Annotated in this window: 15 protein-coding genes and 4 pseudogenes; 13 read left to right on the forward strand and 6 right to left on the reverse strand. The window is 58.2% G+C overall.

The window, feature by feature from the left end; genetic code table 11:
• Positions 1 to 231: 231 nt before the first annotated feature.
• From ABJ99_RS00605 to ABJ99_RS00630, 6 genes and pseudogenes are all read left to right on the forward strand, one after another.
• Positions 232 to 876 carry a type VI secretion system-associated FHA domain protein gene (locus tag ABJ99_RS00605; RefSeq protein ID WP_230080972.1) on the forward strand — a complete coding sequence of 215 codons (645 nt, stop codon included), beginning with the start codon at positions 232 to 234 and terminating at the stop codon, positions 874 to 876.
• 8 nt (positions 877 to 884) lie between these two features.
• Entirely contained in the window at positions 885 to 1,376 is a 492-nt protein-coding gene (gene tssJ, locus ABJ99_RS00610; RefSeq protein WP_054084176.1) for a type VI secretion system lipoprotein TssJ, read from the forward strand.
• The gene (tssK, locus tag ABJ99_RS00615) at positions 1,373 to 2,704 is read left to right on the forward strand and encodes a type VI secretion system baseplate subunit TssK (RefSeq protein WP_054084163.1); all 1,332 of its coding nucleotides are present in this window, start codon (positions 1,373 to 1,375) and stop codon (positions 2,702 to 2,704) included. Before tssJ ends, tssK begins: the two co-directional genes overlap by 4 nt.
• Positions 2,705 to 2,718: 14 nt before the next feature.
• Positions 2,719 to 3,569, forward strand: a pseudogene (icmH, locus tag ABJ99_RS00620) (type IVB secretion system protein IcmH/DotU).
• Between the two features lie 19 nt (positions 3,570 to 3,588).
• Entirely contained in the window at positions 3,589 to 7,092 is a 3,504-nt protein-coding gene (gene tssM, locus ABJ99_RS00625) for a type VI secretion system membrane subunit TssM (protein WP_054084164.1), read from the forward strand.
• Between the two features lie 352 nt (positions 7,093 to 7,444).
• Positions 7,445 to 9,061 carry a glycoside hydrolase family 28 protein gene (locus ABJ99_RS00630; protein WP_054084165.1) on the forward strand — a complete coding sequence of 539 codons (1,617 nt, stop codon included), beginning with the start codon at positions 7,445 to 7,447 and terminating at the stop codon, positions 9,059 to 9,061.
• 6 nt (positions 9,062 to 9,067) lie between these two features.
• Here the strand turns inward: ABJ99_RS00630 and ABJ99_RS00635 are convergent, their stop codons facing one another.
• The 3 genes from ABJ99_RS00635 to ABJ99_RS00645 form a co-directional block, all read right to left on the reverse strand.
• Complete coding sequence (locus ABJ99_RS00635; protein WP_054084166.1) at positions 9,068 to 9,526, reverse strand: metallophosphoesterase family protein; 459 nt, start codon at positions 9,524 to 9,526, stop codon at positions 9,068 to 9,070.
• A 79-nt stretch (positions 9,527 to 9,605) separates the two neighbouring features.
• Positions 9,606 to 10,187, reverse strand: coding sequence for an ATP phosphoribosyltransferase regulatory subunit (locus ABJ99_RS00640; RefSeq protein ID WP_054084167.1), 582 nt, complete (start codon positions 10,185 to 10,187; stop codon positions 9,606 to 9,608).
• A 321-nt stretch (positions 10,188 to 10,508) separates the two neighbouring features.
• A complete protein-coding gene (locus ABJ99_RS00645) occupies positions 10,509 to 11,012 on the reverse strand; it encodes a GNAT family N-acetyltransferase (RefSeq protein WP_054084168.1) in 504 nt (167 codons plus the stop codon).
• Positions 11,013 to 11,150: 138 nt separating this feature from the next.
• Between ABJ99_RS00645 and ABJ99_RS00650 the strand changes: the two genes are divergently transcribed.
• Together ABJ99_RS00650 and ABJ99_RS00655 are read left to right on the forward strand one after the other, a co-directional pair.
• Entirely contained in the window at positions 11,151 to 11,990 is an 840-nt protein-coding gene (locus ABJ99_RS00650; protein WP_054084177.1) for a TauD/TfdA dioxygenase family protein, read from the forward strand.
• Positions 11,991 to 12,083: 93 nt separating this feature from the next.
• Positions 12,084 to 12,335, forward strand: coding sequence for a hypothetical protein (locus ABJ99_RS00655; protein WP_054084169.1), 252 nt, complete (start codon positions 12,084 to 12,086; stop codon positions 12,333 to 12,335).
• A gap of 28 nt (positions 12,336 to 12,363) precedes the next feature.
• On the opposite strand, the gene ABJ99_RS00660 is transcribed toward ABJ99_RS00655, so the two are convergent.
• A complete protein-coding gene (locus tag ABJ99_RS00660) occupies positions 12,364 to 12,879 on the reverse strand; it encodes a GAF domain-containing protein (RefSeq protein ID WP_054084170.1) in 516 nt (171 codons plus the stop codon).
• A 293-nt stretch (positions 12,880 to 13,172) separates the two neighbouring features.
• Here ABJ99_RS00660 and ABJ99_RS29685 point away from each other — a divergent pair.
• Positions 13,173 to 14,144, forward strand: a pseudogene (locus ABJ99_RS29685) (methyl-accepting chemotaxis protein); the annotation flags it as partial.
• Between the two features lie 141 nt (positions 14,145 to 14,285).
• Positions 14,286 to 14,999, forward strand: a complete 714-nt coding sequence (locus ABJ99_RS29690; RefSeq protein WP_412032772.1) for a methyl-accepting chemotaxis protein — start codon at positions 14,286 to 14,288, stop codon at positions 14,997 to 14,999.
• 80 nt (positions 15,000 to 15,079) lie between these two features.
• Here ABJ99_RS29690 and ABJ99_RS00670 read toward each other — a convergent pair whose 3' ends face one another.
• On the reverse strand, positions 15,080 to 15,985 hold the full coding sequence (locus ABJ99_RS00670) for a LysR family transcriptional regulator (RefSeq protein WP_054084172.1): 906 nt from the start codon (positions 15,983 to 15,985) through the stop codon (positions 15,080 to 15,082).
• Positions 15,986 to 16,088: 103 nt separating this feature from the next.
• Between ABJ99_RS00670 and ABJ99_RS00675 the strand changes: the two genes are divergently transcribed.
• Both ABJ99_RS00675 and ABJ99_RS00680 read left to right on the forward strand, forming a co-directional pair.
• Positions 16,089 to 17,291: an aspartate aminotransferase family protein gene (locus ABJ99_RS00675; RefSeq protein ID WP_054084173.1), complete on the forward strand. Its 1,203-nt coding sequence runs from the start codon at positions 16,089 to 16,091 to the stop codon at positions 17,289 to 17,291.
• Positions 17,292 to 17,413: 122 nt separating this feature from the next.
• Positions 17,414 to 17,800: pseudogene (locus ABJ99_RS00680) on the forward strand (DUF4174 domain-containing protein); the annotation flags it as partial.
• On the opposite strand, the pseudogene ABJ99_RS00685 reads toward ABJ99_RS00680, so the two are convergent.
• A pseudogene (locus ABJ99_RS00685) lies at positions 17,800 to 18,207 on the reverse strand (CBS domain-containing protein); the annotation flags it as partial. The pseudogenes ABJ99_RS00680 and ABJ99_RS00685 overlap by 1 nt on opposite strands.
• A gap of 226 nt (positions 18,208 to 18,433) precedes the next feature.
• Between ABJ99_RS00685 and ABJ99_RS00690 the strand changes: the two are divergent.
• Positions 18,434 to 20,797, forward strand: a complete 2,364-nt coding sequence (locus ABJ99_RS00690; RefSeq protein WP_054084174.1) for a DNA polymerase II — start codon at positions 18,434 to 18,436, stop codon at positions 20,795 to 20,797.
• The last annotated feature ends 2 nt before the right edge of the window (positions 20,798 to 20,799 follow it).

Here is a 20,799-nt window from a genome sequence, read left to right on the forward strand (position 1 = left end):
AGCGACGATCAGTATCGAGCCTTGGGGAACCCGGAACCTTTCAGTCACAACCGATAAATATGACAATAACTATAAAGGAATCTTCCCGTGAATCGGCCATTCAATACAGACCGTCTGACAGGACTGGAACAGGCGTGTGGGACAGTCGGTGATCTTGCCGCTTTTATTGGCGATGACCCTGATGCCCGGCAAGTTCAAGACTGCGCAGGTGTTGAAGGTGATTATTTATGCTTGCCGCAACTCATTGCGTCACCCATACCCGCTGTAGCTCGCCAGCGTGAGGAACATTCGGACGCGTTCTGGAAGCAGTTCGGTGATGCGCTGGGTGTCGAACTCACTTCGGTTGATCTTGTCACTCGCGAAGCGAGCGCTATAAAAGTTGCCCGCCTGTTCAAGCGGTGTCTGGACGGGCTGCAGCAGAGTTTGAAGATACGCAACGAGATAACGGATGAACTGTACGCGGACCTCTCCGACGTTACTCACCCTGATGTCAGTGGTGTCGAGTCTGCGACGGGCGAGACGCTGATCCACAGTCTGCTGACCGAGGAGCCCCGTCATCTCCTGACTGAAGAAACCATTGCTCGCGCCTTTCGTGAGCTGCAAGCCCATGAGACCGCGATGCTGGCAGGTTGCAGGGTGATGGCGCAGGCAACGCTCGAGCGTTTTTCACCGCGCCAGCTTGGCTGGCAATTCGAGCGTGACCGTGGCAGGCCGTGGCTACTGACCGATGGCCGCCGGTGGCGTGACTATGCACGACACCATCACGATCTGCAGCGGAGCGGCCAGTGGGATGAACGCCTGCTGACCCACAACTTCGCGCCTGCTTATGAACAACAGTTTCGTCTGATCGTCTCTTTTCACCAGGATATTAAGTAATGACCTCCATGATTATTTATTTCGCTCGGCGAATTGGACTGTTGCTGTTGCTCTCGCTTGCCGGTTGTTCGACGCTTTCGCCTTATTCCACGCAAACCCGTCTGGACATCAGCCTGGGTGCCGACCATCAGCTTAATCCTGATTTGAATGGCAGGCCTTCACCGATTGTATTGAAACTGCTTGAGCTCAAACGTCCGGTGACGTTCGGGAACATGGATTTCTTTTCTCTTTATCAACGCGCCGATCAGGTACTGGGCGATGACCTGGTGGCCACTGAAGAGTTTGAACTTCGTCCCGGTGAAGTTCTTGAGTTGAAATTGAGACTGGCCGAGGGCAGCCATTACATCGGTGTGCTGGCTGCGTATCGAAACTTGCCGCAAACCCAGTGGCGTCAAATAATTAAAATACTCCCCAGGCAGCAGAATCGGACCGTGTTCGTGCTGGGTGAGTCTGGCCTCTATCAGGCAAACAATCAGGCCAGCGCAGGGAATCCGACATGAATTCACACAAGGTTATCTGGCAGGAAGGCATGCTGCTGCGTCCGCAACACTTTCAGCACAATGATCGTTATTACGACCATCAACTAAGAGTGCGTACACAACTGGCAGGGCCCTACCACTGGGGTTTTACCGCACTGGAAATTGATCCGCAGTTTCTGAGCTCGGGACAGATCGTGCTTGCTCAGGCCTCGGGCATCTTGCCGGACGGCAGTATCTTCGACATACGCGACCGTGACAGGCCGCTGGCACTGGACATTCCTGCCAATACTTCAAGCATATCAGTGTACGTTGCGTTGCCGATCGTGGCTGGCAACTGCATTGAGGCGCGCAGTCAGGAGCAGGCTGATGTCGTGGCGCGTTTCAGCGCTTACACCGTCAGCATTCTGGATTCAAACGCGGGGGAAGAGAGTGCCACGCCGGTCTTTTGTGCGCGTCCGGAATTTCGCTTGCTGCTCGGTGAACCCGGTGGCGAGCACGCTTACGCGATGCTCAAGTTGTGCCATGTTCTGAGTTGCAGTCCGGACAAGGCAATAACGCTGGACACGGATTTTTCCCCCACATTCATCAGCGCGGGCGGATCTCGCTACCTGATGTCCTGCCTCAAAGAGGTGGTCAGTCTGCTTCGCCATCGAGGGGATGTAATAGCCGAACGTATCGGTGCGCATGGTCAGGCAAGCGGGGCGCAAGTGGGCGACTTCATGATGCTGCAATTGATCAATCGCAGCGCGCCGCTGCTTCAGCACTACCTCAACATCAGGCATGTTCACCCCGAAAAACTGTACAGGGTCTTGCTATGCCTGTTGGGTGAATTGTCGACATTTGCCGATAAGAGCAGACGACCCCGGCTTGACGGCGACTACCAGCACAGTGATCAGGGTGCGACGTTCCTCAACGTCATGCTCGCCATTCGACAGATGCTTTCCATGGTGCTTGAGCAGCATGCCCAGGAGCTTGAGCTGCAAGTCAGACAGTATGGCGTTCTGGTTTCCCCACGGGTTGACCGCGAGCTGTTGGGCGCCGCCTCGTTTGTGCTTGCAGCCCGCGCGCAGTGCGATGCGGAAGAGCTACGCCTGCGGCTGCCTTCGCACCTCAAGGTCGGGTCTGTGGAAAGTATCCGCGAGCTGGTTGCGCTGCATCTGCCGGGTATCCGCCTGACGCCCTTGCCGGTAGCACCACGGCAGATTCCGTTTCATGCCGGCAAGACCTATTTCATCCTCGACATGCATGAGCACGAGCAAGCCGAAATCAACAAATCCGGAGGGTTTGCCTTCCACGTCTCAGGTGAGTTTCCCGGACTTGAATTGCAGTTCTGGGCGATCAGAAATTGAACAGAGCGACCGATATGCAAAACATTCGCGGTGAAAACCCCGTTGTCTACGGACGGAATACGACCCGCCCGGAAAGCGACGGATTCACAGACATCGATGACACGAACCTGTTTGAGGGCTTGCAGGAGCGATTGCTTTACAGCGCTGCGCAGACTCCAGACAAACCACTCATTGTGCATGTCAATCCGCTCGTTGCTGCGGCGAGTGAATTGCTTGCGCATGTGTCAAGGCTGGCTGCGATGGATGGCGTCGGCGATATCCACCTTTTGAACGTCAAGCTGTCAGAACAGGTGAAGCATTTCGAGGCCGAAGCCAGGCGGCACTCAATAGAAAGTGATCATCTGCTGGCCGCTCGTTACGTGTTGTGCACAGTGGTGGATGAGGCCGTATTGAACACCACTTGGGGCAGCGCGAGCGACTGGTCGAAGATCAGTCTGCTGAGTCGCTTTCACAAGGAAACATTCGGCGGCGAGAAATTCTTTCAACTCCTCGAGAAGCTGTCCGCTAATCCGATCAGGCACTTGCCGATGCTGGAACTGATGTACCTGTGCCTGGCGCTCGGGTTCGAAGGGAAATACCGCTCGAATCGCCGGGGTGGCAACGAGCTGGAGGACATCCGCGACGCCCTTTACCGACAGATACGGCACTTGAGAGGCGATGTGTCGCGAACACTCTCACCCCATTGGCAGGGCGCAGGATCGTCGAGCATCAATAACTGCGCATCGCCCCTGTGTGGTTGGTCGTGCTGTTCACCCTTATCTGCCTGAGCGTGCTGTATTCAGGGTTCGCCTGGGTGCTCGGCGAGCAACGTGAAGCTGTCCTCAAGCCCTTCCAGTCGGCAGATCTGACGGTGTTTGAGCGCTGATCCTGAAATGAGAAATGTCATGAAAAGCCTGTTCAAAAAACTCTTCACGTTACTGTGCCGCGCCTGGTTCTGGTCGCTGCTGTTGGTAGTGGGTTCAGCGACTCTGATCTGGTCCGTCGGCCCATTGCTGGCAGTGGCGGACAAGCGGTTCTGGGAAAGTCCGATTGCGCGTCTGGTCTCGATCAGCGTGTTGTTTCTGGCTTGGGGGCTCGGGATCGTTTTCGCCAATTGGCGCGCCGCTGTGCAAAAAAAGCGGACTGAAGACAGTCAAACCGGTCAGCAGCGCTTGCATCAGTCTGTGGCCATGGACAAAGAGTACGTGGAGCTTGCCAGCCGCTTCAAGGATGCCCAACGGGTGCTCAAAGAGTCCGCTGTGTATGGCGACTTGAGCGCGCGCCACCGGAACGAATTGCCCTGGTATGTGCTGATTGGCCCGAAGGGCAGCGGCAAGACCAGCCTGCTGGATTTTTCCGGCCTCGATTTTCCCCTTGCCAGGCCCGGTCGCAGGTTGACCCGCGACACGCGCAGCACCAGCAGTTGCGAATGGCATTTTACCGAGCAGGCGGTTCTGCTGGACACGTCGGGTCGCTACCTGGACCAGTCTGAGCCTGAGGTCGACCGAAGTGCATGGATGACACTGCTGGAGCTGTTGCGAGGCCGTCACCGGACCCATCCGCTCAACGGTGTTCTGGTGACGCTGCCGATGGACATTCTGCTTGATCGAGTCGACGAACGTCTGGAGAAAACCGCAAGCGACGTGCGAGCCCGCCTGGACGAGGTCTTTCAGCAGCTGCATGTTGAGGTCCCGGTTTATCTGGTACTGACCAAGGCCGACTCGATCGTCGGTTTCGATGAGTTTTTTGACCAGCTGTCCCGAGAGGAGAGCGCGCAGGTCCTGGGGGCGACTTTTCAAAGCGGGCAACGAGACGATGATAACGATGTGCTCGGTCTGGAGTTCGAAACCTTGCTGCAGCGCCTCGGCAGTCAGGTCATCACCCGGATTCACCAGGAGCGCGACAGCCAGCGCAGGGGGAAGATGCTCGAGTTTCCCGATCATCTTGGAAAAATCAGGCGCCGGCTGAGTATTTTCGTCGAGCTGGCATTTTCCGGTAACCGCTATCAGCGGGCCAGTCACCTGCGTGGGTTTTACCTGACTCGCGCACCGCATCTGATCCAGGGCGATCAGCCGTCTGGTGGTGAAGAGGGTAGCGTGCTGCCCGTGCGGCATGCCGGGCAGGCCCGGTTCATTCATGATGTGCTGCGTCATGTGATCTTCCCCGAAGCCGATCTGGCCATGCTCGACAAACAAACGCGGCGAGTGATCCGTTGGCGTCAGAGGGGCGTGTACGGTGCGGCGTTGCTGTTTCTGATTGTATCGGGCGTGCTGTGGGCAACCGGGTTCAGCGCCAACCATGAGCGGCTGGAACAGCTGCGTACCCTGGGGCAGCAAATGGTGCAGCAACGTTCATCGCTGACGGCTCAGGATGACTTGCTGGTAGTCCTCGAGCTATTGAATACCCGCTACGCCGCCGCTCGGGTGTTTCCGGACAGCAGCGACGTCGCTATATACGAACGTGTCGGGCTTTATCAGGGAGAACCCGCCAACGACGTGCTGTTACGCGCTTACCATGCTGACCTGCAGACGCAGTTGCTGCCACGTGTGGTCCGTATGTTCGAAGCCCGAATTGTGGACAGCCTGCAAAATCGAGAGCAGTTGCTCAATAACCTGCGCGCCTATCTGATGCTGGTTCAGCGCGAGCACCGGATACCCTCCGCACTGGAGGCGTGGACCGCGGCCGACTGGTCAATTCGTTATGCCGGCCACGCGCAGGCACAGCGCGAGTTGAACCAGCATTTCGGGCGCTTGCTGACGCTGCCTTTCACCCATCCGGTCAACGAGGCGCTGGTTGCACAGGCGCGCCAGACGTTGCGTAATGAATCTTTTGCCCACGTGGTATATCGGGTGCTGCGTGATAAAGCCCGTGTATTGCCGGAGTACAGCCTGGCCAACCACGTTGGTCCTCAGGGAACAGTGCTGGCAGGTGCGGATTATCGAATTCCGGGGCTTTATACCCGGCAGGGCTATGAGCGATATTTTGTCACTCACGGCACTGGCGTGGTGACTGACATCATGCGGGATAACTGGGTGTTGGGTGAAAGCACCCCGTTCAGCGCGACTCGATTGCGTGCGCTGATGCTCGATCTGGAAAAACTGTATTTTCGTGATTATGCCGATCACTGGGCCGAGGCGATCGGGCGCGTTTCACTGCAACCTTTCGAAGGACCTGTGCAGGGCGCAGCGCAGATGGCCGGATTGACCGCAGCCCATTCTCCGCTGGTGCAGTTGTTGATTGAAGTCCGTGACAATACGCGCTTTGCTTTTCTTGCAGACAGTCTCGACACACTGAAAGCCGAAACTGATAAAGCCGTCTCGGCACCCGCTGCGCTCGCGCAGGTCGCTGTGGTTGGTGAGCAGTTGCAGCAGTCGGCTGCCAGCAGTCTGCCCGAGACGGCAAAGAGATCGTTGCAGCGACGTTTCGATCCGCTGCATCGATTGCTGGATGATGATAACGGTCCTGCTGCCGATCTGGTGACGGCACTGACTGTCATCAATGAATTGCAGATGCAAATGGCTGCCCTGGGTCGCTCGGGTCAACCAGATCTGGCTGCCTACGAAATGGCCAAGGGACGAATGTCGGGACAGCAGGACGCGCTGAGCAAATTGCGCAATGCCGCCACGATGCTGCCCCAGCCGGTCGGTGGCTGGTTCAATGCGCTGGCGGAAGACACCTGGAGCTTTGTGCTGTATCAGTCGCACCACTACCTTAATCAGCGCTACAAGGCAGAGTTGTACGGGTTCTACGAGCAGTCTCTCGACAAGCGTTACCCGTTTCACGCACACAGCAGCAGCGATGTGGCGCTTAACGATTTTCGCGAGTTCTTCAAAGCGCAGGGCATTGCCGAGCGCTTCTTCGACAGCTACCTGAAGCCGTTTGTCAGCGGTGACCCCGGGCGCTATCGCTTGCGAACCATCGATGGTTTCAGTTTGCCGATGAGCCGTGCCTATCTGGATCAGATGGCAAGCGTGCATAAAATCCGTAAAGGTTTCTTTGCCGAGCAGATGCAGGAACCGCAGGTGCAATTCACGCTGGAACCTCACACTCTTGACCCCGGCGTACGCCGCGCAGAGTTTACGCTGGGGGATCAGTCGCTGGAGTATCGCCATGGTCCGATCGTGCCGATGCCGTTCAGGTGGCCTGTCGATGTCGAAGATGGACGTGCGAGTCTGATCATGGAGGGCATGGTCGGTCGGCCGCTTGGCATCGAAAAGAATACCGGGCCGTGGTCGTTGTTCCGCCTCATTGACCTGATGCAGGTCGAGACGCTGAGAGGGCGTGATGTTCTGATGCTCAAGGCGGATGTTGGCGGTATGCGCGCCCACTATCTGTTGTCGAGCCAGCGTGCGCCGAACCCGTTCGACATGAGTGCGCTGCGCGCCTTTCGGATGCCTGCGCAGCTTTGATGTCGGGAGGGGGATGAGAGGCAGGCCAGAAAAATCATGGACTTGAGCGTAGAACCTCACAACGAAGATGAATTAAATTTAAGGCAAATTGACCAGGCTTAACCAGCGGCGGTTGATATCATGGCGTGGCAAATGGCTACCGCGCCGTATGCAGCGCTTGGGAATTTGACTCTAGAGCGCCTGGCCTCGCAATGTGCGGGGCCGGGTTCGTTAGAAGAATCGACTTTCGCACCAAAAATACCCATCTGACGTTGCATGAAACGCCTAACTCGCTGCGCCCGGTTGCCAGACCGCTTAATCGAACGACCCCATCTCCGCGTCCAGACAATCGATAAAACAGGAAAAGTTTTAAATGAGCATGCAATCGTTTATCGCGGCCGTGCAAAAAAACGGTGCCCGCACGTTTCGGCAGGCCTTCTGGATAGCCACGTCCGTGGCTGTTTCGTTGACCGGCATAGTGCCCGCACAAGCAGCCAGCGAACCTGCCGTGGTAACACCCTGGGGCACTATAAACGAGCCACCCAGCCCGCCAGTCTGCAAGCAATTACCAGCCACATTGACTCCCAGGGACGGCTCGCTGGACAGTGTTGACAACGCAGCGCTCGACTCCCGTCCTGACCAGGACAGAATCCAGAGTGCAATCAATGGCTGCGCAGCGGGGCAAGCTGTCCAGCTGGTCAAAGGTGCAGATAACAACTCGGCGTTCCTCAGCGGTCCTTTGCAGTTGAAATCAGGCGTTACGCTCTGGATCGACGATGGCGTTACGCTCTTCGCGTCACGCAATCCCAAAGACTACGACAACGGCAAGGGCACTTGCGGCGTGACGACGGTCGCCAATCAGGATGCCTGCAGCTCACTGATTTCGGCAAAAAACACCCGTTCCAGCGGCGTCATTGGCAAAGGTGTGATTGACGGCCGTGGCGGCAGCCTGCTGACCGCCGGTGCAAACGCCAACCTGCGCAGCTGGTGGGACCTTGTTTACCAGAAGACCTTGTCGAACATTTATCAGCAAAAGCCGCGCCTCATACAAGTCAGTGGCGGGACCGACTTCGTTATTCAGGGGCTGACGCTGCAAAACGCGCCGGACTTCAACATTGTGACTGACGGCGTGACCGGCGTGACGGTCTGGGGAATCAAGATTCTGACCCCTAGCAGGGTTTACAGCGTAGAGGGTTACCACTGCCCGACCGGTTCGACGCCCGACCAGAAGACCCCCAGCACCTGCTTTACTCCGGAAACCGTGAAGAACACGGACGGCTTCGATCCCGGCCAGTCAAACAAGGTCCTTCTGGCTTATTCCTACATCAGCACGGGCGATGACAATGTCGCGATCAAGTCCAGCAGAACCTCTGGCAGCCGTGATCTGATGTTTGCACACAATCATTTTTATTACGGTCACGGTCTGTCCATTGGCAGTGAAACCAATGGCGGCGTACACAATGTCAGCGTTGTGGATTTGACCGCCGACGGTGGGGACAGCCAGGACGGCATCGGGCTCAGAATAAAGTCGGGAGCCAAAAACGGTGGGACGGTGGATGGCATCAGGTACGAGAATGTGTGCATGCGCAACGTCAAGTTTCCGATGGTGTTCAACACCAATTACGGTAACACCAGTGGCACGTCGTATCCTGATTTCAGCGGCATCACGGTGAAGGGCTTCCATTACCTGAACAGCCCGCGATTCGGTGGCGGCAAGATGACGTTTGCCGGCTACGAGGACAACGGACAGAAACGGCCGATTGTCATCACGCTGGATAACGTTGTCTTCGACGGCATCCAACCCGGCTTCACAGCACTGACCGCCACCCACTTCATACTGGGACCAGGACCGGTCAGTTTTGCCAACAAATTGGTGCCTTCGATAAAAGATGACGTCACGGTGTCCGGTACTCCAGGCGAGGGCACACCGGTCGACTGCACGGCAGCATTTGTGCCGTTGAGGACGGTCCTGCCTGGCGCCCCGTTCTGACAAGCGTCAGTCGACCAGCCTGACAATACTCGGCTCCATCGAGTCCGCACTCATTTCAAGCAGCGCCAGCGTCACCGGCAGTTTGAAGCGTCTTCTACCGGCACTGCCCGGGTTCAGATACAGCGTGTCCCCGCGCCATTCGATGCGGGGTTTATGCGAGTGCCCGGTGATGACCAGTTTCACACGGTCATCCAGCAGCGCCGGAACACCGGCGATATCGTGGACCAGCAGGATGTGCCAGCCTTCGATGGCGAAGCGCAGGTGATCGGCGATGGACGTTGCCCAGGCAGCGGCCATGTCGTTGTTGCCACGCACGATGTGCAGCGGGGCGATGGCGCTGAGTTGCTCGACGATGTCCTGACTGCCGATGTCGCCGGCATGGATGATGGCTTCGCAGCCTTCAAGCGCAGCAACGGCTTCAGGACGGAGCAGTCCATGGGTGTCGGAAATCACGCCAACTTTCATGCAGATCCTCGGTAAGGGCAGGGTGGACGCGCAGTGTAACCCGTAGCGCGCGCCCATCCGGTTACCAATCAGATGACCGTTATTGATCAAGCCCAAGCGCCAGCACCAACCGCTCAAGCCCGATGCCGAACCCGGCCCCCTCACGATAGGCGCCGCCACCGACCACCTGCTGCTGCGCACCCAGGCCCGGACAGCGCACCTCGAAGCCGTTGCCTTCCAGGTAGTAACTCAGGCCCCGTTTGACGGCGACATTCAGTTCGTAATCCAGCCCCAGCGAGTCGAGAAAGCCCGTGCAGATTGCCTGGCTGCGCAGCAATGCCTGTTGCGGTGAGGGGCCAAGAATTTCCAGCCCCAACTGAGTGAATTCCCGATAACGCCCGGCTTGCGGTCGTTCGTAGCGGTAACAGCGTGCTACGTAGAAAAACAGCCCTTCGCTGCGTCCATTCAGAAGTATTTCGCTGCGCTCCTGAAACAGCGCAGTCGCCTCCGGGATCAGGCAGCAGGCGCGCCCGGCCTTGTCATTGAAGGCCCACATCTGACCGATGATTTCACTGCCGCCGGCTTTTTCCACAAAGGTGTCCTGGCCCCATAATGCCGGGACGATGGCTTCTTCAGCGCCCGCTTCGATGAAGACAGCTCCGGAAACGATTTTCCGTTTCACGCAGGATGGCGGCTTCTGGTCCGGTCACGATACGGGTTCCACGTAACATGGTCATAAGGGTGATCTCCGTTGGTTTGCAGGTGGTGAAACAATTTTCAGGTGAAAATCGACAGGCAATAAAAAAGGCGCCTGAGGCGCCTTGGTCTGTTTCACTGATCGGGTCAGAACATGGATCTAAGTCTGATCAATCGATGAGCACAAGCAACCGCAGCGCCTTGGATAGGGGCCGTGATGGTGATGTCGGTTGCTTCGAGGAATCTGATTCATGGGCTGAACCTTGCATGCTTTCAGTCATAGCTCAAGCGCAGTCGAGCGCGGTACTTATCTCAGTCGCGCCATGCTCAAGGCATCGACGAACACACCATCGCGCACGGCGTAGTCGCGCAGGCGACCCTCGACTTCGAAACCAAACTTGCGATAGAGACCTTGCGCGGCTTCGTTGTCGGCATACACCGTCAGCTCAACACGGTGCAGATTCATCCAGTTGTCCGCCACATCCAGCGCCGCTGCAAGCAACATTGAGCCAACGCCCTTGCCTTGCCAGGCTGATGCGACGCCCATGCCGATCGCGCCCACATGGCTCTGTCGGCTGCGTGCATACTGCTCCAGGCCTATGTTGCCGATCACCTCGCCGTCATTCAGAGCGACCAGTTTCAGATGGCGTTCAGTGCTGTCCGCCAGCCTTTTGCGCCACACATCAATTGACTGGTAGGGCATCTGCAGTACTTGACGACAGACAGCTGGTTGGTTGTACAAGGCGGTCACACCTTCCAGATTGGCGTCGGTCAGGCGCTGGATGACGACTTTGGGCGCGGGCATGTGCACGTGGATTCATTCCTTGAATTGAAACGGGCTGAGGAGTTTAAAGCCCAAACGACGGTTGCGGCCAGCATGCGCAATAAGATGTTGCGCGCTATCTTTCATAAGCGTACCGTTGTGTTCACTTATGAAGAGGGTCGCATCATGTTAGCCACTTCGAATGCCAGATCATTTCAGGAGCCCATCAAGCCAGGCATCGGCACGCGCGTCTTCGCCGGCAAGCAGGCGTTGCTGTCAGGCGAATACGCCGGGGAAATTCGTGAGTTGCTGGAGCAGCGGGGTGTGCTGGTGTTTCCGCAGATTCACTTTACAGACGCTGAGCAGATTGCCTTCACTCGCACGCTCGGCACCTTTGCCCCGGAGGCGAGTGACGGGCAAAACATCACCAAAATCACTCTGGATGTGAAAGAAAATCCGGCGGGCGCGGAGTTTCTCAAGGGCTCGCTTTACTGGCATATCGACGGCACCAGCAGCGATACGCCGATTCTGGCGTCGCTGTTGGCCTGCAAGGCGACGGCGACCTGGGGCGGGAATACGGGGTTCTGTAACACTTATGCCGCTTACGAAGGCCTGTCGAGCGCCGACAAACAACGTTACGAATACCTCCGGGTCATTCATGCACCCTGGGCGTCATTACTCTATTACAATCCCGAGCCGAGCCTTGCGATGCTCAGCGCCATGCAGGCCATTGGCGAGAAGGAGCTGCCATTGGTGTGGAAACACCGCTCCGGTCGCAAATCGCTGATTCTGGGCTGTACCGCACAGCAGGTGCTGGGTGTCAGCCTGGCGCAAAGTGCGCAGATTCTGGTGGGCTTGCGCGAGTGGGCCACGACCGAGGCGTTCAGTTACAGCCATGAATGGCAGGTCGGTGATCTGGTGATCTGGGACAACACGGGCACCCTGCATCGCGCGGAAGCTTACGACCCGGCATGCGGGCGGATGATGCATCGCACCAAATTGCAGGGCGAAGAGCCGTTCGAGTGACCCGTCGGCCTGCGACATGCGAGCGACTTCCCGGCGTCCATACTGAGCCGCTCATTTTGAAACGAATTGTTTTACCGGACAGGAGATGCAGTCATGTGCGGACCTAAAGAGCCTATTGCGGGTGTGATTTTACTGTTGGTTCTGGCTGCCGGAGGCTGGGTGGTCCAGGAGCCATTTCCTCATTTCGGGATTGATCTGACGCTGGACACTCCCGTGAACCGGGAAAACTCATCCAGGCATGTCTCGCCTCGACACTCGCCGTTACTCGATGACAGCCAGTTCAGCAGCGCAATGCTCGAACCCGTGCACATGTACGCAGTTATAGAACAGCCGAACCCGCTCTGACCGGGTGCAAGCTGCGCTCATTGACGAGTCAGCGGCTGTGAGGGCCGGGTTCGGCAATATTGGCAAAGAAAATACAGCCGATCAGTCGCGCAAACAGGGTAAGCGTTTCAGCCAGGTCGGGGTCGTCAAACAACGTCGCGTGTGAATCCAGAGCGCACAGCGCACCATAAAGCTGCCCGTCCGGAAGGAAGATAGGCACGCCTGCATAACTTTCGATGGCAAACTGTTTTACCACCGGGCGATTCGCGTACCAGGCGTTCTGGCTGATCTGCGGGATGAACAGTGCTTCAGGTTTGGTGCAAAGCTCGCTGCACAGCGTGGTTTCAAGTTCGAACACATCATCGTCTTCGATGCCGAGGCCGGTCGGGTCATACACCGAGCAGACTATCCAGTCCGTCTCGGTAAACTTCGAGATACCCGCGAAGCGCATGCCGGTCAGTCGGGTAACAAGCCGCAGTACGTTGGTCGTTGCCTCAATCTCGGCAATTGCAGAGCGCTCCTCAGCCGTCAAGGCGACTCTTGACGCGGTCAACTCCGAACTCATGCCGTTCTCCAGAATACTCAGTGTGTGCAAAACGCCCATGCTAACTGACCCGTTTGAAAAAGCCATATGCGTCAGAGCAACTCGCGAATTATTTGTGAGCAAGAATTATTGGCGCCAACTTTAAAGTTTGCCGCCGCGCTGCCGACATCTGCTTGTTGTATGGGCGGCAAGGATCAGCCGCGTGTATTCATCCGATGACCTAACAAGAGCGACCCAAGTTGAAAAACACTCTGAGCAATATTTCTGTCAGGTCCAAGCTAGCGCTGGGGTTTGCTCTGGTCATCGTACTGACGGTGCTGATTGCGCTGACGGGCTGGACCGGTATCACTTCGCTGAGCGAACGAAGCGAACGGATTGCCGACATCGGCAAAATGAGCACGCTGACGCGTGACGTGCGCATCGCCCGCCTGGCGTATTGGATAAACTACGACGCCGAGCGTGCCAACGACTGGTTAAAGGCGCTCGAACGCCTCGAAGACCACGTCAAATATGCCCAGAAGGTATTCGACTCCCCAAAGAACATACCGCTGGTGAACGCTGCCGCAGAAGCGCTGGTGGAATACCGCGTTCACTACGACAACCTGATGCGGGCGACTGCCGCACGAGAAGCGACCCGGGGAATGTTCGGCCAGTACGCCGATGCCGGGGCTGATGACTTGCAGAAACTGAATGCGTTTGCAAGGTCGGATGAGGGTACGGCGTCCCAGCGCGACGCCATTGTGCAGGCAACGACGCTGTTTCAGAAAATGCGCTTTGATCTGCGTGGGTATACCTATTCTCTAAAAATCGAGAACAGGGGGGCTGCAGAAGCATCCATGAACGCGGTCATCAACTTTGTCAAAGGTCTGCAAGGCTTCGACAGTCAGTCAGCAACGACCAAACATCTTGTAGATTCTCTGGTCAGCTACCAGAACACCATGAACCAATTCACCGCCGCACAGGCCTCCATCGATCAGGCCCAGGCAGGTATCACCAAAGTTATCGGAACGCTGTTTACGTCGGCCGATCAGCTGTCTGCCAATCAGGTCAACCTTCGGATTGAAGACGTGAGTCAGGCCAAGATGCTGCTATCTGCGTGGCTTATTGCAGCGCTGGTAGTGAGTTTTCTAGCGGCATGGATAATCACCCGCCTGATCGTAGGGCCGTTGCTGGACACACTGAAACTGGCCGAGCGCGTGGCTGATGGCGACTTGACTCATAATCAGGCCGTGACCCGCAAGGATGAGCTTGGACGGTTGCAGAGCAGCATGCTGCGCATGACGACCAACTTGCGTGAGCTGATCGGCGGGCTGCGCGATGGCGTGACGCAGATAGCCAGCGCCGCCGAGCAGTTATCGGCGGTTACCGAACAGACCAGTGCCGGTGTAAACAGCCAGAAAAGCGAGACGGACCAGGTTGCCACGGCCATGCACGAGATGTCTGCAACCGTTCAGGAAGTGGCGAGGAACGCAGAACAGGCCTCCCATGCGGCAGTCAACGCTTCGAAAGAAGCGCGGGAAGGTGATGGCGTGGTGTCGAGGGCTGTTACCCAGATTGAAAAGCTGGCCACTGAAGTTCAGCTTTCCAAATCGGCAATGGATGATCTCAAGACCGAGAGCAATAAGATCGGTGGCGTGCTTGACGTGATCAAGGCAGTTGCCGAGCAGACCAATCTGCTGGCACTCAACGCCGCCATTGAAGCCGCACGCGCAGGCGAGGCCGGACGTGGCTTTGCCGTCGTTGCTGACGAAGTGCGAAGCCTGGCCCAGCGCACGCAGACCTCGACAGAAGAGATTGCAGCGCTGATCAGCGGGCTGCACAGCCGTACCACACAAGTGGCGACTATCCTCGATAACAGCCAGGCCCTGACCGCCAACAGCGTGGAGCTGACGCGCAACGCGGGTGTCTCCATCGGCAACATCACTCATGCAATCTCGACCATCGAGACGATGAACCATCAGATCGCTGCAGCGGCAGAAGAGCAGAGTGCGGTTGCCGAGGAGATCAACCGCAGTGTGCTGAATGTCCGGGATATTTCCGAGCAGACAGCGTCGGCCAGTGAGCAGACCGCCGCGTCGAGCGTCGAACTTGCTCGTCTGGGTGTTCATTTGCAGAGCATGGTCAGCCGCTTCAAGGTCTGAGTCTTCAACCAGAAACATCCGGTGCGGGCGCAATGCCTCGCACCGGCTGCAGCATTGCGTTTAACCCCCCCCGTCAGCCCTTATCGTCCCCAAAGTCCCAGCGCAAACTTCACAAAGCTTCTCAGTTTGGGCAGCCGGTAACGGTCCTGCACATACAGCAGGTTCATTGGCCGTCTGGGCAGATGATAGCCTGGCAGCAGCGCGACCAGTCGGCCCTCCTGCAAGTCCCGCTGGACCAGCGCATCCGGGAGCATCACCACGCCCAGTCCGGCGCGGGCCGCCTGATACAGCCCCGCTGACGTGTTGGCCACCATCGAGCCGTCGATATCCACCAGCACTTCGCCTTCAGGCCCGGTCATACGCCACTGGGTGCCGGCGGTGCGCCACTCATCGCCTGCCGGGTAGGCGAACGCCAGGCAATTGTGTGAGCGAAGGTCTTCGGGGCGGACGGGTGCACTATGGCGAGCAAGGTAGTCTGGCGCAGCGCATATGGTCAGTGTGTAGTCCTGCAGGGGGCGGGCGATCAAGGGTGATGATTGCGCGATGTTACCCAGGCGAATGGCGACGTCAAAACCATTGTCGATCATGTCCAGACGCTGATTGGTCAGCACCAGATCGAGTTTGACGTCGGGAAAGCGCCGCGAAAACTCGACCAGGGCAGGGGCCAGCGATTCCGAACCGAACGTCAGCGGTGCCGTCATGCGCAAAGTACCGGTCGGGTCGCCCTGCGCCTGCTCGGCCAGTTGCTCGGACTCGGCCACCAGCCCGAGTACTTCCAGGCAGCGCTGATAATACGCGGTGCCAAACTCCGTCAGACGTTGGCGGCGAGTGGTGCGCTGCAGCAGGCTGACGCCCAGGCGCTGTTCCAGTGCGCGCAGGTGATTGCCGACCATGGTGGTAGAAATCGAACACGCTTGGGCCGCGCCGGTCAGGCTGCCCGCTTCGACAACTTTTACATACACCCGCATCGCCTGAAATAAATCCATTATCAATCCTGGCTTTAAAATGATTGAAGTATTTCGCTGTTTATCCAGAACAGGTGGTTAACGATACTGTAAAAACCGAAACATACCCAAGGAGCTTCATGTCATGACCGCCACTTGCCTGATGACCACCTACCAACCGCTCGCGCTGAGTTTCACTCATGGACTGGGCACCCGACTCTGGGATCGGGACGGGCGCGAGTATCTGGATGCGGTGGCCGGTGTGGCGGTGACCGGGGTAGGGCACTCGCACCCCTTGTTGGTCGAGGCGATTCGCGAGCAGGCGGGCCTGTTGCTGCACACCTCCAACCTGTACAGCATTGACTGGCAGCAGCGTCTGGCGCAGAAGCTGACTGCACTGTCAGGGCTTGATCGGGTGTTTTTCAACAACTCCGGTGCCGAGGCCAACGAAACCGCACTCAAGCTGGCGCGCCTGCATGGCTGGCACAAGTACATCGAGCAGCCCTTGGTCGTGGTGATGGAGAACGCTTTTCACGGCCGTACGCTGGGCACGCTGTCAGCCAGCGACGGGCCAGCAGTGCGTCTGGGGTTCAGTAAGTTGCCGGGGGATTACATCAAAGTGCCCTTTGGCGATCTGACGGCGTTCGATAACATCTGCGTCACCCACGGGCACCGCATCGCAGCAGTACTGGTCGAGCCGATTCAGGGCGAGGGCGGCGCGCAACTGGCACCTGCCGGGTATCTCAAAGCGTTGAGGGAACGCTGCACGCGGCGCGACTGGTTGCTGATGCTCGACGAAATCCAGACCGGCATGGGGCGCACTGGCAAGTGGTTTGCCTTTCAACATGAAGGCATTGTGCCGGACGTCATGACCCTCGCCAAAGGGCTGGGCAATGGCGTGCCGATCGGTGCCTGCCTCGCGCGGGGCAAGGCAGCCGGTCTGTTCACGCCTGGCAGTCACGGCAGCACGTTCGGCGGCAACCCTCTGGCCTGTCGGGTGGGCTGCACGGTGATCGACATCATCGAGCAGCAGGGGCTGGTGGAAAATGCCCGCCTGCAAGGGCAGCATTTGCTCGACCGGCTGCGCGACATGCTCGGCGATCACCCTTACGTGCAAGAGATTCGGGGGCAGGGGCTGATGATCGGCATCGAGTTGCAGCACGTCATTCCTGGCTTGACCCGGATTGCCGCCGAGCAGCACGGCTTGTTGATCAACGTGACACGCAGCAAAGTCATTCGCCTGCTGCCGCCCTTGCTGCTGGATGCCACAGAGGTGGAGCAGGTTGTTCAGCGGCTGGCGGCAACGTTCGACAGTGTCGGTCAGCGGTTGCTCAAGCGTACGGCCTGATGAAACGGATTTAGGAAAAGGACTACGCCGGGCTGTACCGTGACGACCCATATGCGGTAGAAGAGACAGGCATCGCGTGTGTCTGCGCGATGGCTACCCAATGGATTTGAAAGGAGCCCACCATGTTAATCCGGTCCCTGACCCTCGCCACCCTGCTTGTCGCTGCCGGTACAGCGCTGGCTGCCGACAGCGACGGCCCTTTGGCACAGGAGCGCGGCAAGTCGCGTCCCTTGATCATCATCGCTCCCAGTACGCTTGATCCCACGCTGGTCAGTCTCAAGAAAGCGCTGGAGGAGCCTGCCAACCGCGAGGCGTTCGTGCAGCGCAACATGGTGCTGTATACCGTGGTCAACACCATCGGTGAACGTGATGGCAAAGCGCTGGACCCGCAGTCGACCATGGCCTTGATCCGTGAACTGAAGCTGGGCGCAGGGGTGAAGACCCGAGTCATTCTGGTGGGCAAGGACGGCGAGAAGAAAATCGAAAAGTCAGAGTCGATTGACCCCAAAATGAGGCTGGCCTGCTCGGCTATCGCCTCCTTTACCAGGTCGCCGATGGACAGCAGGCCCAGCAACTGTCCGTTTTCCACGACGGGCAAGTGACGCAGGTGGCTGTCGGTCATGATGCCCATGCACGTCTCCACGGTTTGTTGCGAATCAACGGTGATGACTTTGCTGCTCATGATCTCGCTGACTGGCGTACCCACTGACGAGCGCCCCTCGAGCACCACCTTGCGCGCGTAATCGCGCTCACTGACCACGCCGACCACCACGCCGTCGTTGACCACTGGCAATGCGCCGATGTTTTTCTCGGCCATCAGCCTGAGGGCCTCCAGCACCATCTGATCCGGGCCGATGGTGTGCACCTGCTGATTGTGCAGGTCCTTCAATTTCAGCAGTTGGGCAACGGTTTTCATGACGCTCTCCGGGATAAGGACCTGAATGACTGTAGTGCATGTTCATGGCCACTACAGAATCGTGCAGTGCGCGCAATCGGGCAAGATTTAAATCAGGATAAGAGGCATAGACGGAAATCAATGGTCAGCAACTGTTGAATATGCATTGAAAACGACCGCCAACCGCGTCTTTACCCTCGGGGGCAAGTAGAATCAGTCCCTTGATGGTAGCGTCGAGGGTGTAGCGTTGGATTTACCGCAGGGCTTTATCCTGAGTCGGCACTGGCAAGATACGCCCGCCGGGACCGAGGTCGACTTCTGGTTGGCCACCGACCAGGGGCCTCGTCACATCCGTCTGCCTTGTCAGCCCTCGGTGGCCTTCATTCCGGCCGAGCAGGGCGAGCGTGCCCGTGCCCTGTTGCGCAGCGAACGTGGCGTGGAGCTGCGCCCTCTGGAGCTCTGCGACTTTCGCCATCGTCCGGTGCTGGGCGTGTACTGCCAGCAGCATCGTCAGTTGATGAACATCGAAAAATTGCTGCGCCGAGGTAATGTCGACGTCTACGAAGCGGACATCCGTCCGCCCGAGCGTTACCTGATGGAGCGTTTCATCACGGCCCCGGTGCAGTTCACGGGCACAACGAATGCCGAGGGTGTGCTGTGTGACGCGCAGATCAGGCCGGCCCCCGATTATCGGCCCAGCCTGAAACTGGTCTCGCTGGATATAGAAACCACGGCGCGCGGCGAGTTGTATTCCATTGCGCTGGAAGGCTGCGGACAGCGTCAGGTTTATATGCTCGGCCCGCCCAACGGCGGCAACGAGGCGCTGGATTTCCAGCTCGATTATTGCGACACCCGCGCGCAGTTGCTGGAGCGCCTGAACGACTGGCTGGCGCTGCATGACCCGGACGCGATCATCGGCTGGAACGTGGTGCAGTTCGACCTGCGGGTGCTGCATGAGCATGCCCAGCGTTTGCAGGTGCCCCTGCGCCTCGGGCGCGGCGGAGAGGCGATGGGCTGGCGCGAACATGGCAGCCGTAACAATCACTTTTTTGCCGAAATCAGCGGGCGGCTGGTGATCGACGGTATCGAGGCGTTACGCTCAGCGACCTGGAGTTTCCCTTCTTTCAGCCTGGAGTACGTGGCGCAAACGCTTCTGGGTGAAGGCAAGGCCATCGATACGCCTTACCAGCGCATGGACGAAATCAACCGCATGTTCGCCGAGGACAAGCCCGCGCTGGCACGATACAACATCAAGGACTGCGAACTGGTAACGCGCATCTTCGCCAAGACCGAGCTGCTGACCTTCTTGCTGGAACGCGCCACAGTGACCGGTTTGCCGGCTGACCGTAGCGGTGGCTCGGTTGCTGCGTTCTGTCATCTGTATATTCCGCTGATGCATCGTCAGGGTTTCGTCGCGCCTAATCTGGGCGAACGCTTACCGGAAGCCAGCCCCGGCGGTTTCGTGATGGATTCGCAACCCGGGCTGTACGAATCGGTGCTGGTGCTGGACTACAAAAGCTTGTATCCGTCGATCATTCGCACGTTTCTCATCGATCCGGTGGGCCTGATCGAGGGCCTGCGTCACCCTGAGGACAGCGCCTCGGTGCCGGGTTTTCGCGGCGCGCGTTTTTCCCGCACGCGCCACAGCTTGCCAGCCATCGTCGAGCGCGTCTGGCAAGGACGCGAAACCGCCAAGCGGGAACACAACGCGCCGCTGTCCCAGGCCCTGAAAATCATTATGAATGCCTTCTACGGCGTGCTGGGTTCCAGCGGCTGCCGTTTCTTCGATCCGCGGCTGGCGTCGTCGATCACCCTGCGCGGGCATGAAATCATGCTCAAGACCCGGGACCTCATTCAGGCTCAGGGTTACACAGTGATCTACGGCGACACCGACTCGACCTTCGTCTGGCTGGGCCGCCCGCGCGGGCAGGAAGAGGCAGCAACCATCGGCAAGGCGTTGGTGCAACAGGTCAACCAGTGGTGGCGTGAGCATCTGCACAACGAATATGGCCTGCACAGTGCGCTGGAATTGCAATATGAAACGCACTTTCGACGCTTTCTGATGCCGACCGTGCGCGGCGCCGAGGAGGGCAGCAAGAAGCGCTATGCCGGGCTGGTCACGCGCGCCGACGGCACCGAAGAAATGGTCTACAAAGGTCTGGAAACGGTCCGCACTGACTGGTCGCCACTGGCTCAGCGTTTCCAGCAGGAATTGTATCTGCGTATTTTCAAGCGCCAGCCGTATCAGGAGTATGTGCGTGACTACGTGCAGCGCACGCTGTCAGGTGAACTGGATGACTTGCTGATCTACCGCAAGCGACTGCGCCGCAAGCTCGACGACTACCAGCGCAACGTGCCGCCGCATGTTCGCGCAGCGCGTCTGGCCGACGAGTACAACGACCAGCAAGGGCGCCCGAAGCAGTATCAGAGCGGCGGCTGGATCAGCTACGTGATGACCACTGCCGGGCCGGAACCGCTGGAGATTCGTCACGCGCCGATTGACTACGATCATTACGTGACGCGCCAGTTGCAACCGCTGGCCGACGCGATTCTGCCCTTCGTGGACGATGACTTCAGCAAACTGGTCGGTGGCCAGCTTGGGCTTTTCTAGTG

It is taken from the genome of Pseudomonas syringae pv. cilantro (assembly GCF_001293775.1).
Lineage (GTDB): Bacteria > Pseudomonadota > Gammaproteobacteria > Pseudomonadales > Pseudomonadaceae > Aquipseudomonas > Aquipseudomonas syringae_P.

Excerpts from the sequence above, each read along its gene's own strand:
- ABJ99_RS00670 (WP_054084172.1), bottom strand. The coding sequence starts at position 15,985 with ATGGATTTATTTCAGGCGATGCGGGTGTATGTAAAAGTTGTCGAAGCG.
- ABJ99_RS00630 (WP_054084165.1), top strand. The coding sequence starts at position 7,445 with ATGAGCATGCAATCGTTTATCGCGGCCGTGCAAAAAAACGGTGCCCGC.
- ABJ99_RS00650 (WP_054084177.1), top strand. The coding sequence starts at position 11,151 with ATGTTAGCCACTTCGAATGCCAGATCATTTCAGGAGCCCATCAAGCCA.
- tssJ (WP_054084176.1), top strand. The coding sequence starts at position 885 with ATGATTATTTATTTCGCTCGGCGAATTGGACTGTTGCTGTTGCTCTCG.
- tssK (WP_054084163.1), top strand. The coding sequence starts at position 1,373 with ATGAATTCACACAAGGTTATCTGGCAGGAAGGCATGCTGCTGCGTCCG.
- ABJ99_RS00675 (WP_054084173.1), top strand. The coding sequence starts at position 16,089 with ATGACCGCCACTTGCCTGATGACCACCTACCAACCGCTCGCGCTGAGT.
- ABJ99_RS00635 (WP_054084166.1), bottom strand. The coding sequence starts at position 9,526 with ATGAAAGTTGGCGTGATTTCCGACACCCATGGACTGCTCCGTCCTGAA.
- ABJ99_RS29690 (WP_412032772.1), top strand. The coding sequence starts at position 14,286 with ATGCACGAGATGTCTGCAACCGTTCAGGAAGTGGCGAGGAACGCAGAA.
- ABJ99_RS00660 (WP_054084170.1), bottom strand. The coding sequence starts at position 12,879 with ATGAGTTCGGAGTTGACCGCGTCAAGAGTCGCCTTGACGGCTGAGGAG.
- ABJ99_RS00655 (WP_054084169.1), top strand. The coding sequence starts at position 12,084 with ATGTGCGGACCTAAAGAGCCTATTGCGGGTGTGATTTTACTGTTGGTT.
- tssM (WP_054084164.1), top strand. The coding sequence starts at position 3,589 with ATGAAAAGCCTGTTCAAAAAACTCTTCACGTTACTGTGCCGCGCCTGG.